Origin of the sequence: Pseudomonas sp. 9Ag, assembly GCF_902506445.1 — a bacterium.
In the GTDB taxonomy this organism is placed as follows: domain Bacteria; phylum Pseudomonadota; class Gammaproteobacteria; order Pseudomonadales; family Pseudomonadaceae; genus Stutzerimonas; species Stutzerimonas stutzeri_AB.
In genome coordinates this window covers 3,272,656-3,285,938 of the sequence record NZ_LR733836.1, presented here as the reverse complement: position 1 = coordinate 3,285,938, position 13,283 = coordinate 3,272,656, and the positions used below count along the sequence as shown (strand labels likewise).

Annotated in this window: 13 protein-coding genes; 7 read left to right on the top strand and 6 right to left on the bottom strand. The window is 59.4% G+C overall.

The genetic code is table 11. The features are described 5' to 3' along the window. The first annotated feature begins 65 nt into the window (after positions 1-65). Entirely contained in the window at positions 66-3,962 is a 3,897-nt protein-coding gene (gene purL, locus ALTERO38_RS14880) for a phosphoribosylformylglycinamidine synthase (protein ID WP_159968850.1), read from the top strand. 203 nt (positions 3,963-4,165) lie between these two features. Beyond that, entirely contained in the window at positions 4,166-4,483 is a 318-nt protein-coding gene (locus ALTERO38_RS14875; protein ID WP_159968849.1) for a YqfO family protein, read from the top strand. 68 nt (positions 4,484-4,551) lie between these two features. Here the strand turns inward: ALTERO38_RS14875 and ALTERO38_RS14870 are convergent, their stop codons facing one another. From ALTERO38_RS14870 to ALTERO38_RS14855, 4 genes are all read right to left on the bottom strand, one after another. Next, positions 4,552-4,980, bottom strand: coding sequence for an organic hydroperoxide resistance protein (locus ALTERO38_RS14870; RefSeq protein WP_102835700.1), 429 nt, complete (start codon positions 4,978-4,980; stop codon positions 4,552-4,554). A gap of 117 nt (positions 4,981-5,097) precedes the next feature. Continuing rightward, on the bottom strand, positions 5,098-5,547 hold the full coding sequence (locus ALTERO38_RS14865; RefSeq protein WP_102835701.1) for a MarR family winged helix-turn-helix transcriptional regulator: 450 nt from the start codon (positions 5,545-5,547) through the stop codon (positions 5,098-5,100). Between the two features lie 73 nt (positions 5,548-5,620). Beyond that, positions 5,621-6,121, bottom strand: coding sequence for a murein L,D-transpeptidase family protein (locus tag ALTERO38_RS14860; RefSeq protein ID WP_159968848.1), 501 nt, complete (start codon positions 6,119-6,121; stop codon positions 5,621-5,623). Between the two features lie 27 nt (positions 6,122-6,148). Beyond that, positions 6,149-6,703 carry an NUDIX hydrolase gene (locus tag ALTERO38_RS14855; RefSeq protein WP_159968847.1) on the bottom strand — a complete coding sequence of 185 codons (555 nt, stop codon included), beginning with the start codon at positions 6,701-6,703 and terminating at the stop codon, positions 6,149-6,151. Positions 6,704-6,924: 221 nt separating this feature from the next. On the opposite strand from ALTERO38_RS14855, the gene ALTERO38_RS14850 reads away from it, so the two are divergent. The 4 genes from ALTERO38_RS14850 to purT are packed head-to-tail and all read left to right on the top strand — an operon-like array spanning position 6,925 to position 9,492. Then, on the top strand, positions 6,925-7,539 hold the full coding sequence (locus ALTERO38_RS14850; RefSeq protein WP_102835704.1) for a CoA pyrophosphatase: 615 nt from the start codon (positions 6,925-6,927) through the stop codon (positions 7,537-7,539). A gap of 2 nt (positions 7,540-7,541) precedes the next feature. Further along, positions 7,542-8,066: a gamma carbonic anhydrase family protein gene (locus ALTERO38_RS14845; protein WP_159968846.1), complete on the top strand. Its 525-nt coding sequence runs from the start codon at positions 7,542-7,544 to the stop codon at positions 8,064-8,066. Further along, positions 8,063-8,254, top strand: coding sequence for a DUF1289 domain-containing protein (locus ALTERO38_RS14840; protein WP_148926669.1), 192 nt, complete (start codon positions 8,063-8,065; stop codon positions 8,252-8,254). The genes ALTERO38_RS14845 and ALTERO38_RS14840 overlap by 4 nt, the downstream gene beginning before the upstream one ends. A gap of 56 nt (positions 8,255-8,310) precedes the next feature. Next, on the top strand, positions 8,311-9,492 hold the full coding sequence (gene purT, locus ALTERO38_RS14835; protein ID WP_159968845.1) for a formate-dependent phosphoribosylglycinamide formyltransferase: 1,182 nt from the start codon (positions 8,311-8,313) through the stop codon (positions 9,490-9,492). Positions 9,493-9,517: 25 nt separating this feature from the next. Here purT and ALTERO38_RS14830 read toward each other — a convergent pair whose 3' ends face one another. Together ALTERO38_RS14830 and ALTERO38_RS14825 are read right to left on the bottom strand one after the other, a co-directional pair. Beyond that, complete coding sequence (locus ALTERO38_RS14830; RefSeq protein ID WP_159968844.1) at positions 9,518-10,804, bottom strand: HlyC/CorC family transporter; 1,287 nt, start codon at positions 10,802-10,804, stop codon at positions 9,518-9,520. A 9-nt stretch (positions 10,805-10,813) separates the two neighbouring features. Then, positions 10,814-11,614: an inner membrane protein YpjD gene (locus ALTERO38_RS14825; RefSeq protein ID WP_102835709.1), complete on the bottom strand. Its 801-nt coding sequence runs from the start codon at positions 11,612-11,614 to the stop codon at positions 10,814-10,816. Positions 11,615-11,856: 242 nt separating this feature from the next. Between ALTERO38_RS14825 and ffh the strand changes: the two genes are divergently transcribed. Beyond that, positions 11,857-13,236: a signal recognition particle protein gene (gene ffh / locus ALTERO38_RS14820; RefSeq protein ID WP_102835710.1), complete on the top strand. Its 1,380-nt coding sequence runs from the start codon at positions 11,857-11,859 to the stop codon at positions 13,234-13,236. Positions 13,237-13,283: the final 47 nt, after the last annotated feature.

Here is a 13,283-nt window from a genome sequence, read left to right as displayed (position 1 = left end):
CTCGGGCGCCGTCATGGGCTAGAATACGCGGCCCGACTGCTCCCCCCTCCGAGGCTGTTCCGACGATGTTGATCCTGCGCGGCGCTCCCGCTCTTTCCGCCTTCCGTCACGGTAAGCTCCTGGCCCAATTGACCGATAAGGTCCCCGCTGTGCGCGGGTTGTACGCCGAGTTTGCTCATTTCGCCGAGGTGTCCGGCACGCTTGGTGCGGACGAGCAGCAAGTACTGGCCCGGCTGTTGAAATACGGTCCCAGCGTTCCAGTTCAGGAGCCTGCAGGACGACTGTTCCTGGTGATCCCGCGCTTCGGCACCATCTCGCCTTGGTCCAGCAAGGCCAGCGACATTGCGCGAAATTGCGGTCTCGACAAGATTCAGCGCCTTGAGCGCGGCATTGCCTACTATGTCGAAGGCGATTTCTCGGAGGCCGATGCGGGCCTGATCGCAGCGGTCCTGCACGACCGGATGACTCAGCTGGTCCTCGAGCAGTTCGAGGGTGCGGCAGAGCTGTTCAGCCACGCACAACCCAAGCCGCTGCGCACGATCGATGTGCTGGCGGGTGGCCGTGCCGCGCTGGAACAGGCCAACGTGGAATTGGGTCTGGCATTGGCCGAAGACGAGATTGACTATCTGGTTACCAGTTTCAACGGGCTCGGCCGTAACCCGCACGACATCGAACTGATGATGTTCGCGCAGGCCAACTCCGAGCATTGCCGTCACAAGATCTTCAATGCCAGCTGGGACATCGATGGCGAAAGCCAGGAAAAGTCGCTGTTCGGCATGATCAAGAATACCTTTCAGATGCACGGCGAAGGTGTGTTGTCGGCCTACAAGGACAACGCTGCGGTCATCGTCGGTAACGTAGCCGGACGGTTCTACCCGGACGCGGAAACGGGCGAATACGCGGCGAACAAGCAGCCCGTGCACATCTTGATGAAGGTCGAAACGCACAACCACCCGACCGCCATTGCGCCATTCCCGGGCGCGGCTACCGGCTCCGGTGGCGAAATACGAGATGAAGGCGCAACCGGACGTGGCGCCAAGCCGAAGGCCGGCCTCACCGGGTTTACCGTCTCCAACCTCAACATCCCAGGCTTCGAACAGCCTTGGGAAGTGCCATACGGCAAGCCTGAGCGCATCGTCACGCCGCTCGACATCATGATCGAAGGCCCTCTGGGTGGCGCGGCTTTCAACAACGAATTCGGTCGTCCAGCTCTGAATGGCTATTTCCGGACCTTCGAGCAGGCGATCAGCACGCCGCGTGGTGAGGAAGTCCGCGGATATCACAAGCCGATCATGTTGGCCGGCGGTATGGGCAACATTCGTGAAGATCATGTTCAGAAAGCCGAAATCTCGGTCGGCGGCAAACTGATCGTGCTCGGTGGCCCGGCGATGCTCATCGGCCTGGGCGGTGGCGCGGCATCCTCCATGGCGACCGGCAGCAGTTCGGCCGATCTGGATTTCGCGTCAGTGCAGCGTGACAACCCAGAAATGGAGCGTCGCTGTCAGGAAGTTATCGATCGCTGCTGGCAGCTCGGCGACAGGAACCCGATCAAGTTCATCCACGACGTCGGTGCCGGCGGCCTGTCCAACGCTTTCCCTGAGTTGGTCAATGACGGCGGTCGTGGCGGTCGTTTCGAACTGCGCAAGGTGCCTAACGATGAGCCAGGCATGGCGCCGCATGAGATCTGGTGCAATGAGTCCCAGGAGCGGTATGTCCTGTCGGTCGATGCGGCTGATCTCGAGCGTTTCGAAGAGATCTGCAAGCGCGAGCGTTGCCCCTTCGCCGTAGTCGGCGAAGCCACGGCCGAGCCGCACCTGACGGTGGCCGACAGCCATTTCGGTGATAAGCCGGTCGATATGCCGCTCAACGTTTTGCTCGGCAAAGCGCCGCGCATGCATCGCAGCGCCGTTCGTGAAGCCGAACTGGGGGATGACTTTTCAGCTGATCAGGTCGACCTCTCCGAGGCGATCAATCGCGTGCTTCATCACCCTGCGGTCGCGAGCAAGAGCTTCCTGATCACCATTGGTGATCGCAGCATCACTGGCATGGTCGCGCGCGATCAGATGGTCGGGCCCTGGCAGGTGCCGGTGGCCGACTGCGCGGTTACGGCTACCAGCTATGACGTCTATACCGGTGAAGCCATGGCCATGGGCGAGCGCACGCCGCTGGCCCTGCTCGACGCGCCAGCGTCGGGTCGTATGGCTATCGGCGAAACGCTGACCAACCTTGCCGCAGCACGTATCGAGAAGATTTCCGACATCAAGCTATCTGCCAACTGGATGGCCGCTGCCGGGCATCCGGGCGAGGATGCGCGTCTGTTCGACACGGTCAAGGCGGTTGGCATGGAGCTGTGTCCTGAGCTGGGTATCACTATTCCAGTGGGCAAAGACTCCATGTCGATGAAGACCCGCTGGAGCGACGAGGGCGTAGACAAGAGCGTTACCTCGCCACTTTCGCTCGTGGTGTCCGGCTTTGCCCCGGTTGTCGACATTCGCCAGACTCTGACGCCGCAGCTGCGTCTGGACAAGGGCGAAACCGACCTGATCCTGATTGATCTTGGTCGCGGTCAGAACCGTATGGGGGCGTCCATCCTGGCGCAGGTCTATGGCCATATGGCCCGTCAGGCGCCGGATGTGGACGATGCGGAAGATCTGCAAGCCTTCTTCGCCGTGATCCAGGGGCTTAACGCCGACGGGCTGTTGCTGGCTTACCACGATCGTTCCGATGGCGGCTTGCTGACTACCGCACTGGAAATGGCCTTTGCCGGTCATTGCGGTCTCAACCTGAATCTCGATTCGCTTGTTGAAACCGTTGCTCATATCCCGGCAGCTTTGTTCAACGAAGAACTGGGTGCGCTGGTCCAGGTTCGTCAGGGCGACACGGAAATCGTGCTCGCACAGTTCAGCGCGGCAGGGCTTGCCGACTGCGTGTCGGTCATCGGGCAGCCAGTCAACAACGGCCATGTGGCAATCAAGTTCGAAGGCGCAGATGTCTTTGCAGGTGATCGCCGGCTGCTACAGCGGCAGTGGTCCGAGACGAGTTATCAGATCCAGCGCCTTCGGGACAATGTCGACTGCGCCGATCAGGAGTTCGATGCACTGCTTGAGGAAGACAACCCCGGGTTGAGCGTCACGTTAGGTTTTGACGTGAACGACAACATCGCTGCGCCGTATATCAAGCGTGGCGTACGGCCTGAGGTGGCGATCCTTCGTGAGCAAGGCGTAAACGGCCAGACTGAAATGGCGGCAGCGTTCGATCGCGCGGGTTTCGCCGCGGTCGACGTGCACATGAGCGATATTCTGTCAGGCCGCATCAGTCTTGAGCGCTTCAAGGGGTTGGTGGCTTGTGGCGGTTTCTCCTACGGCGACGTGCTGGGCGCCGGCGAAGGCTGGGCCAAGTCGATACTGTTTAATGCTCGCGCGCGTGAAGATTTCAGTGCCTTCTTTGAGCGTAAAGACAGCTTTGCCCTTGGCGTCTGTAATGGATGTCAGATGTTGTCTAACCTTCACGAGCTGGTACCTGGCAGCGAATCCTGGCCGCACTTCGTGCGTAACCGTTCTGAGCAGTTCGAAGCGCGTGTGGCGATGGTCCAGGTTCAGGATTCGCCGTCGATCTTCCTCCAAGGTATGGCCGGATCGCGTTTGCCGATTGCCATTGCTCATGGCGAAGGTCACGCGGAATTCGAAAGCGAGGAGGCGCTGCTTGAAGCCGACTTGTCCGGCACGGTAGCGCTGCGCTACATCGATAATCACGGCAAGGTCACCGAGCGGTACCCGGCCAATCCTGGCGGCTCGCCCCGTGGCATTACCGGCCTGACGACTCGGGACGGGCGTGTGACGATCATGATGCCGCACCCTGAGCGCGTATTCCGTGCCGTCACCAACTCCTGGCGTCCGGACGAGTGGCAGGAAGACGGCGGCTGGATGCGCATGTTCCGTAATGCGCGGGTGTGGGTGGATTGAAGTTGATCTGAGATAAAGAGCCCGAAGCGTGCGAGCGCTTCGGGCTTTTTATTGCCTATGAGGTGTTACCTCGCGACCGCTGAACCAAGCACCGAGGTCAACGTCTGATCTTGACCTGGGGCACGCAAGGACGCTCTGGACCTGAACATAACCACCCGGCGGAGCTCGTGCTCTGCTCACCGTTTTTCAGTGCGGAGATGTTGATGTACAAGCTGTGTTTCTATGTCCCAGAGAGCCATCTGGATGCCGTAAAACAAGCGGTTTTTGCGGCGGGTGGCGGGCGTATCGGTGCGTACGACAGTTGCTGCTGGCAGGTGTTGGGGCATGGGCAATATCGCCCGCTGGAGGGCAGCACGCCCTATCTGGGGCAGCAGGGCCAGGTTCAATCGGTTTCCGAATGGAAGGTCGAGTTGGTGGTCGCTGATGAGCTGATCCACGATAGCGTCAAGGCGCTCAAACGCACTCATCCTTACGAGAAGCCAGCTTTCGAAGTCTGGCGGCTGTCCGACCTGCAGTTCTGATTGATCGATGTCGATAGAAAAGCCGAGTCGCCACTGGTGACTCGGCTTTTTTGCATCATGTCAGCTAGTCAGACGCTGACGTTCAGGCGTACTTCGATGTTCCCACGTGTAGCGTTGGAATAGGGACAAACTTGGTGCGCCGCTTCGGTCAGCTGCTCGGCTGCGGTCTGCTCCAGGCCTGGAAGATTGACGTTCAGCTCCACTTCAAGACCGAAACCTCCGGGAATCTGGCCTATGCCGACCTGACCCGAGACCGAAGTGTCGGCAGGAAGCGGCTGCTTCAGCTGGCTCGCGGCAAACTTGAGTGCGCCTATGAAGCAAGCCGAATACCCCGCGGCGAAGAGCTGCTCCGGATTGGTGCCATCGCCGCCTTGGCCGCCGAGCTCGCGAGGCGTAGACAGTTTCAGGTCAAGTAGACCGTCTGGCGATACAGCACGGCCATCGCGACCGCCGGTTGCGGTGGCCGTGGCGGTATAGAGAGCCTTGATGCTTTGCATGATTCGCGTCCTCCAAGAATGGGTAGTCCATTTAAGCTATCGCGATAATGTTTATCGCGCAAGATAAAATGGCTTCAATGTCCCTGCGCTTGCATCAAGGTGGGAAGAGGAGTGCAGTTAGTCGCGGGCCAGCAATGCGCTTCGAAGGGAAACGAGCTGATCGCGTAGTGCCAACAACGCTTCCTGTGATTGCCCTGTGCATTCGAGCATGCAGGCCGGAAAGTCGCGAGCCTGCACCTTCATGGCCCGCCCGGCCTCCGTAAGACGCAGTTCGACCACTCGCTCGTCGCGGCTGCTGCGGGTCCGGCTGATCAGGCCTTCGGCCTCCAGGCGCTTGAGCAAAGGGGTCAATGACCCGGGCTCGGTCAGCAAGCGCGCGCTGATCTCCCCGACGGTCAGGCCGTCGCGCTCCCAAAGGACTAGCATGGCCAGGTATTGCGGGTAGGTGAGGCCGATGCTCTGCAAAAGCGGCTTGTACGCTTTGGTCATCTGCAGAGAGGCAGAATACAGGGCGAAACACAGCTGGTGATCCAGCTGCAGTTGTTCGTCGGAGGGGCGCTTCGTCATGAGAGGTCGAATGGCGAGAAAATGGCTTTCACCCTAGCGCGCGGCCTTGCCCCTTGCCAAGCTCGGCGCTCGCTCAGGGGCGAATTTCTATCAAGGTGCCGTCTTTAACCAGACTCCAGATTTCGCGCATATCGTCGTTCTTCAGGGCGATGCAGCCTTCCGTCCAGTCGAGCGTGTGGAAGTACCACTCGGGGTATTCTTCGTCGAGCGGCGTGCCATGCAACATGATCATGCTGCCCGGTCTCGCGCCCTCGCTGCTAGCGCGTGCCAGGTCCTTGGCGTTCGGGTAAGAGATGTGCATCGCCAGGTTGTACTTGTCTGAGACTTTACGCCAGTCGATCCAGTAAAGACCTTCAGGGGTGCGCTGGTCTCCTTCGCGTTGTTTGGGGCCTGCTTGTTTGCCGAGAGACACACGGTAGCTTTTCATGCTGACGCCGCGGCTGATCAAGTGAAGCTTGCGCTCGGACTTGACCACCAGAACTTTGTCGATGAACGAGTCGTCGAGGGTGGGGGTCGCGTTTGCGTAAGAGAGGGGGGCGAAACTAAAGCAGACTATTGCTAACAGCCAGCGCATTGGGGCGAATCCTGAATCAAAACTGCATCAGACCTGTTTGCGCGCCACCCGCATTGCTTCGATGGCTTCGTTGCGCACCGGGAAGGCCTGCTGCACCCGGTCGGCGAAGAAGTATTCTAGGGTACGGCCGACGGTCGGAAAAGCCAGCTCTGACCAAGGGATATCGGCTTGTCGAAAGAGCCGGACTTCCAGGCTTTCGTCTCCTGGACTGAATCGTTCATCGACCAGTTCGGCGCGAAAGAACATATAGACCTGGTTGATGTGCGGCAAGTCGAACAGTGTGTACAGCTGCAGGCCGGTGACACGGGCGCACGCTTCCTCAAGAGTTTCGCGTTCTGCTGCCTGTTGAACGGTTTCGCCGTTTTCCATAAAGCCCGCCGGCAGTGTCCAATATCCCCGTCGTGGCTCGATTGCGCGCCGGCAAAGCAGCACGCACTCATCCCAGACTGGCAGACAGCCCGCGACGATGCGCGGGTTCTGGTAGTGGATCGTATCGCAGGACGTACAGACGAAACGTTGCCTATTATCGCCCTCGGGCACCCGCGATATGACCGAGTCGCCGCACTGGCTACAAAATTTCATCGCGACTCCTTCAATTGCGGTAGTTGGCTAATTCCAGTTTCGATCATCAAGCTGGCTATTGCTGAGAGCCGGCTGGCCGGGGAAAGTTTGCCAGCAACGGTTGGCCTCGTCGAACGCATCATTGCCAGGGGCGCCAGGGCCGCTGGATTTTGGTTAGGCCTGCCTTGGGCGCCTCGGTGATTCATGCCATGATGCGAGGCAAAGACAGAAAGAGAAGTTCGATGCTGGACAAGATTCTCCAACGGGTGCGTGATTACTCTCCGCATCTTCTGGAGCCGGAAGGCAGGATGCCCGAGGCGGCCGTATTGATGCCCATTACCCGCAGCGACTCGCCGGAACTGGTGCTGACCCTGCGCGCCAGTGGTCTGTCTACCCATGGCGGTGAGGTGGCATTCCCTGGGGGGCGACGCGATCCGGAAGATCGTGACCTTATCCACACCGCTTTGCGCGAGGCTGAGGAGGAAGTCGGGCTGGCGCCGGGGATAGTTGAAATCGTTGGGCCTCTGAGCAGTCTGGTTTCACTGCACGGGATCCATGTCACCCCCTACGTCGGAATCGTCCCGGACTACGTCGAATATCGCGCCAACGATGCGGAAATCGCGTCGGTGTTTTCCGTCCCGCTGGAGTTCTTCTGCGAGGATGCGCGTGAAGTAACCCACCGGATCGACTACCAAGGCGGCGCATGGTACGTCCCGTCTTACCAATATGGCGAATACAAGATCTGGGGTCTGACAGCGATCATGGTCGTTGAGTTAGTCAACCTGGTGTACGACGCCGGGATCGAAATGCGCCGGCCTCCCACCTCCTACATCGATCTGAGCCAGAAGAGGTCATAACCGTGAAATATCGCCTGGGTGATTCCCTCGTTGAAACCCATCCGCAGAGCTGGGTAGCACCAAATGCCACGTTGGTGGGCAAGATTCGCCTTGATGCCGGCGCCAACGTCTGGTTTGGTGCCGTGCTGCGTGGTGACAACGAGCTGATCCATATCGGTGAGAACAGCAATGTGCAGGATGGCAGCGTTATGCACACTGATATGGGCTATCCGCTGACGCTGGGTACCGGAGTCACTGTTGGTCACAACGCCATGCTGCACGGCTGCTCGGTGGGTGACTACAGCCTGGTTGGTATCAATGCCGTGGTTCTCAACGGCGCGAAGATCGGCAAATACTGCATCATCGGCGCCAACACGCTGATTGCCGAGGGCAAGGAGATCCCGGACGGTTCATTGGTGGTCGGTTCGCCGGGCAAGGTGGTCCGTGAGCTGACCGAACAGCAGAAGAAAATGCTTGAAGCCAGCGCGGCGCACTACGTGCACAACGCTCAGCGCTATGCGCGTGAGCTGGCGGAGCAGAACGATTGATAGCAGCGGAGAAGCCGGTCGCATCCCCTTGCGTAAGTGTCTGCGCGTTGGACGAAGACGATATCTGCACGGGTTGCCAGCGTAGTATCGATGAGATTCGGCGCTGGGGACGAATGGATAATCCTGAACGGCGACAGGTGCTGTTGCGTTGTCACGAGCGTGCTCGCCAAAGCGGTCTGCTGTTTTAGTCGAAGCGCACCATGCTGCTGATCATCTTTCCCTTTTCCGTATTGCGAGGAATGTCATGCCCCGAATTGGTACGCCGCTATCGGCCAGTGCTACCCGCGTGCTGCTTTGTGGTTCTGGTGAGCTTGGCAAAGAGCTGGTCATCGAGCTTCAACGTCTGGGCGTGGAAGTCATCGCGGTGGACCGCTACGCCAACGCGCCAGCCATGCAGGTTGCGCACCGTCATCATGTGATCGACATGCTCGACGGCGCAGCATTGCGGTCCATCATCGAGCAGGAAAATCCGCATTTCATCGTTCCCGAAATCGAGGCGATTGCCACTGTGACGCTAGTGGAACTGGAGCGCGAAGGCTATACCGTTATCCCTACCGCGCGGGCCGCGCAGCTCACCATGAATCGGGAGGGTATCCGCCGACTGGCTGCCGAAGAGCTGGGGTTGCCAACCTCGCCTTACCGTTTCGCTGATTCCCTGGAGGCGTGCCGTGCGGCGGTCTCCGAGCTCGGCTTTCCCTGCTTGATCAAACCTGTGATGAGTTCGTCAGGCAAGGGGCAATCGGTTTTGCGCAGTGAAGACGATCTTCTCAAGGCCTGGGAGTATGCCCAGGCCGGCGGTCGCGCGGGGAAAGGGCGCGTGATCGTGGAGGGCTTCATTGATTTTGACTACGAGATTACCTTGCTGACGGTCCGCCACGCAGGCGGGACTACCTTCTGCCAGCCGGTCGGGCATCGTCAGGAAAAGGGTGACTACCAGGAGTCGTGGCAACCGCAGGCGATGACCGTCTCTGCGATGGCGGAGGCAGAGCGAATCGCCTTGGCGGTCACCGGTGCCCTGGGTGGGCGTGGCATCTTTGGGGTCGAGCTGTTCATCAAGGGCGACAAGGTGTGGTTTTGCGAGGTTTCACCGCGGCCACATGATACGGGGCTGGTAACCCTAATATCCCAAGACCTGTCCGAATTCGCCTTGCACGCGCGAGCGATTCTCGGACTGCCGATTCCGGCGATTCGTCAGTTCGGTCCGTCTGCTTCTGCCGTGCTGCTGGTAGAGGGTGAGTCCGATCAGGTGAGCTTCGGCAATCTGGCTGCTGCGCTGGATGAACCGGATACTGCGCTGCGCCTGTTTGGCAAGCCCGGTCTCAGTGGTCAGCGGCGCATGGGGATTGCACTGGCCCGTGACGCGTCGATAGAGGCGGCGCGTGCAAAAGCGTTGCGGGCGGCCTCGGCGATCGATACAGCGCTCTAGTCCCGGGCTACCTGGGCGCCGTCGGTTATTGAGCGTCGCCCTTTGAATCCTGAGGCTCCTCGATCACCCAGGCGCGTACGCTTTTGACGCGGTTGTCTGCCGCCTGCAAGATCTCGAGTCGGTACTGGTTGATTTGCAGGCATATTCCGCTGTCAGGAATGTGTTCAAGCGCTTCAGTAATCAGCCCGTTAAGCGTCTTGGGGCCATCGCAGGGTAGCTGCCACCCCAGCGCGCGGTTGACTTCGCGCAGGTAAGCGGCGCCGTCGATCACCAGGGTGCTGTCGTCCTGAGGATGTATGTCCGGGCTGCGCAATGCGTCCTGATTGCTGAACTCACCGACGATTTCTTCGAGAATATCTTCCAGGGTCACGATCCCCAGCACATCGCCGTACTCATCAACGACGATACCGATTCGGCGTTTCTGCTTCTGAAAATTGACCAGCTGTGTGGAGAGGGGGGTGTTCTCTGGAATGAAGTAAGGATCGTCGCATGCTTCCAGCAGGCTCTCCCGTGTCAGCTGGTCATGGCTGAGCAGGCGCGCAATCTGACGCATATGCACGATGCCTTCGATCTGGTTGATGTCCTTGCGAAACACGGGGAGGCGGGTGTGTGGCGTCGTGCGCAACTGAGTCACGATGGTTTCGAGATCATCTTCAAGATCGATGCCGGCGACCTCATTACGCGGAATCATGATGTCGTCGACGGTTACCCGCTCCAGGTCAAGGATGCCAAGCAGCATGCTTTGCCGTTTCATCGGCATGTCGCTGCCTGATTCGTGCACCACGCTGCGCAGTTCTTCCGTGGACAGGCTGTCGCTGCCTTTGTTGGACAGGTCAACGCCGAGCAGCTTGAGAAGGCCATTGCTGATCCAGTTGAGCAGTGCCACCAAGGGGTACAGCACTTTCTGCAACATCAGCAGCGGCAGGCTGACGGGATAAGCCACGGCTTCAGGGCGCAAGGCGGCGAGGGTTTTGGGGGTTATTTCCCCGAAGATCAGCAGGACGATCGTCAGGCCGATGGTCGCGATTGCGATTCCCGCCTCGCCCCACAGCTTGATGGCCAGGACGGTGGCAATTGCGGAAGCGAGAATGTTGACGAAGTTGTTGCCGACCAAGATGGTCCCGAGCAGCCGATCTGGACGTTCAAGCAGGGCGCTGGCGCGTTTTGCGCCGCGGTGCCCTTCCTTGGCCTGATGACGCAGGCGATAACGATTTAGGCTGAGCATTCCGGTTTCGGAGCTGGAAAAGAATGCCGAGCACAACAGCAGAGCGACCAGCATGCCGACCAGAAAGCCGGGGTGTAGATTCTCCACGTGGTGGTCCTAGATATGCAGAATGAATTCGCGGACCAGCTTGCTGCCGAAGTAAGCCAGCATCAGCAAGCAGAAGCCTGCCAGCGTCCAGCGGATGGCCTTGTAGCCGCGCCAACCCAGCTGATGACGCCCCCATAGCAGCATGCCGAACACCACCCAGGCGACCACGGACAGCAAGGTTTTATGTACCAGATGTTGCGCGAACAGGTTGTCGAGGAAGATCCAGCCGGAAATGAGCGATGCCGAGAGCAGCAGCCAGCCGGCGAGCAGAAAACCGAATAGCAGGCTCTCCATGGTCTGCAGCGGTGGGAAGTTCCTGATCAGGCCGGACGGGTGCTTGTGCTTAAGATGATGATCCTGCAGCAGTAGCAGCAATGATTGAAACACGGCAATCGTGAGCATCCCGTAGGCGAGGATGGAAAACAGGATATGCGCCAGGATGCCCGGCTGCTCGGCAATGGCAGGTGCCGTGCCGGACGGCGCGAACTGGGCAAATAGCACGGTCAGGCAGCCCAGCGGAAAGAGCAACAGCAGCAGGTTTTCCACGGGCATTCGGTAAAGCGCGAGCAGGATCAACAAGATCACAGCAGCAGCAATCAGGCTCGAGGCGGTGAAGAAGTCCAGATGCAGGCCGCTCGGTGAAAGCAGCTGGATGAACAGGCTCACGCCATGTGCGGCGAGCGCCAATGCGCCCAGGATAAGCAGCAAACGCTTGTCCGGCACGGTGCGTTGCGCCAGGCGCAGGCCCTGGTATCCGGTGACGCCGGCATAAAGGCAGGCGGCAGCTAGGCTCGGGAGCAAAGGGTGCATAGGTCTGTTAGTAGGCTCGAAAGGCGATGAGTGTGGCATAAACGTCGGGTGCGCAAAAGTGTGCGGTTGGCCGCGGCTGCCGCCGTAAAGCCGGTTGATGGGGGAACCGTCGGCAGGCTGGCGGTCATCAGGACAGTTATGGTTGGGGCCGCTCGATGAAAAGCATTGATGGCGGGGTACCGGCCAGGGGTGCGCAGCTTCTATAATCGGGGCCTTAACCACACCCAGCGTGGAAATGGCACATGTTTGAAAACCTAACCGACCGCCTCTCGCAGACCCTTCGCCATGTCACCGGCAAGGCCAAGCTGACCGAGGACAACATCAAGGACACCCTGCGCGAAGTACGAATGGCATTGCTAGAAGCCGACGTGGCGCTACCCGTGGTCAAGGAGTTTGTGGCCAGGGTCAAGGACAGGGCAGTCGGTACGGAGGTCTCCAAGAGCCTGACGCCTGGTCAGGCATTTGTGAAAATCGTGCGCGTCGAGCTGGAAGAGTTGATGGGCGCGGCGAACGAAGACCTCGCTCTCAGTGTGGTTCCGCCTGCGGTAATTCTGATGGCAGGCCTGCAAGGGGCAGGTAAGACGACTACCGTCGGCAAGCTGGCTAGATTCCTGAAGGAGCGCAAGAAGAAGTCGGTATTGGTGGTGTCTGCCGATGTCTATCGCCCTGCAGCGATCAAGCAGTTGGAGACGCTTGCTGCGGAAGTGGGGGTGACTTTCTTTCCTTCTGACACCAGCCAGAAACCGGTCGAGATTGCTCAAGCGGCTATCCGCGAGGCCAAGCTCAAATACATCGATGTGGTTCTGGTCGATACCGCGGGTCGTCTAGCGATTGATGCGGAGATGATGGCCGAAATCCAGGCCGTCCATGCGGCGATCAAGCCCGCAGAGACCTTGTTCGTAGTTGACGCCATGACGGGTCAGGACGCCGCTAATACTGCAAAGGCTTTTGGTGAAGCGCTTCCGCTGACAGGCGTGGTGCTAACCAAGGTCGACGGTGATGCGCGTGGCGGGGCTGCGCTTTCGGTACGCCACATCACCGGTAAGCCGATCAAGTTTCTGGGGATGGGTGAGAAGAGCGATGCGCTCGAGCCGTTCCATCCGGACCGGATCGCTTCTCGAATCCTGGGCATGGGCGATGTGCTCAGTCTGATCGAGCAGGCCGAGCAAACGCTCGACCGGGAAAAGGCAGAGAAGCTCACCAAGAAGCTGAAGAAGGGCAAGGGATTCGATCTGGAAGATTTCCGTGATCAGCTTCAGCAAATGAAGAACATGGGTGGCCTAGGCGGCTTGATGGATAAGCTGCCCTCGATCGGTGGCATGAATTTGTCGCAGATGGGAAATGCCCAGGGCGCTGCGGAAAAGCAATTCAAACAGATGGAGGCCATCATCAATTCGATGACCCCTGTCGAGCGCCGCAATCCGGATATCATCAGCGGTTCGCGCAAACGTCGCATTGCGATGGGTTCCGGCACGCAGGTTCAGGACATCGGTCGCTTGATCAAGCAGCACAAGCAGATGCAAAAGATGATGAAGAAGGTCAGCGGCAAAGGCGGCATGGCGAAGATGATGCGTGGCATGGGTGGGATGCTGCCGGGCGGCGGCGGAATGCCCAAGTTCTAATTTTCCGAGCGCCTCAGCGGGCTGCGCTGAGGCTGAACAGGCCTGCT

Excerpts from the sequence above, each read along its gene's own strand:
- purL (WP_159968850.1), top strand. The coding sequence starts at position 66 with ATGTTGATCCTGCGCGGCGCTCCCGCTCTTTCCGCCTTCCGTCACGGT.
- ALTERO38_RS14875 (WP_159968849.1), top strand. The coding sequence starts at position 4,166 with ATGTACAAGCTGTGTTTCTATGTCCCAGAGAGCCATCTGGATGCCGTA.
- ALTERO38_RS14870 (WP_102835700.1), bottom strand. The coding sequence starts at position 4,980 with ATGCAAAGCATCAAGGCTCTCTATACCGCCACGGCCACCGCAACCGGC.
- ALTERO38_RS14865 (WP_102835701.1), bottom strand. The coding sequence starts at position 5,547 with ATGACGAAGCGCCCCTCCGACGAACAACTGCAGCTGGATCACCAGCTG.
- ALTERO38_RS14860 (WP_159968848.1), bottom strand. The coding sequence starts at position 6,121 with ATGCGCTGGCTGTTAGCAATAGTCTGCTTTAGTTTCGCCCCCCTCTCT.
- ALTERO38_RS14855 (WP_159968847.1), bottom strand. The coding sequence starts at position 6,703 with ATGAAATTTTGTAGCCAGTGCGGCGACTCGGTCATATCGCGGGTGCCC.
- ALTERO38_RS14850 (WP_102835704.1), top strand. The coding sequence starts at position 6,925 with ATGCTGGACAAGATTCTCCAACGGGTGCGTGATTACTCTCCGCATCTT.
- purT (WP_159968845.1), top strand. The coding sequence starts at position 8,311 with ATGCCCCGAATTGGTACGCCGCTATCGGCCAGTGCTACCCGCGTGCTG.
- ALTERO38_RS14825 (WP_102835709.1), bottom strand. The coding sequence starts at position 11,614 with ATGCACCCTTTGCTCCCGAGCCTAGCTGCCGCCTGCCTTTATGCCGGC.
- ffh (WP_102835710.1), top strand. The coding sequence starts at position 11,857 with ATGTTTGAAAACCTAACCGACCGCCTCTCGCAGACCCTTCGCCATGTC.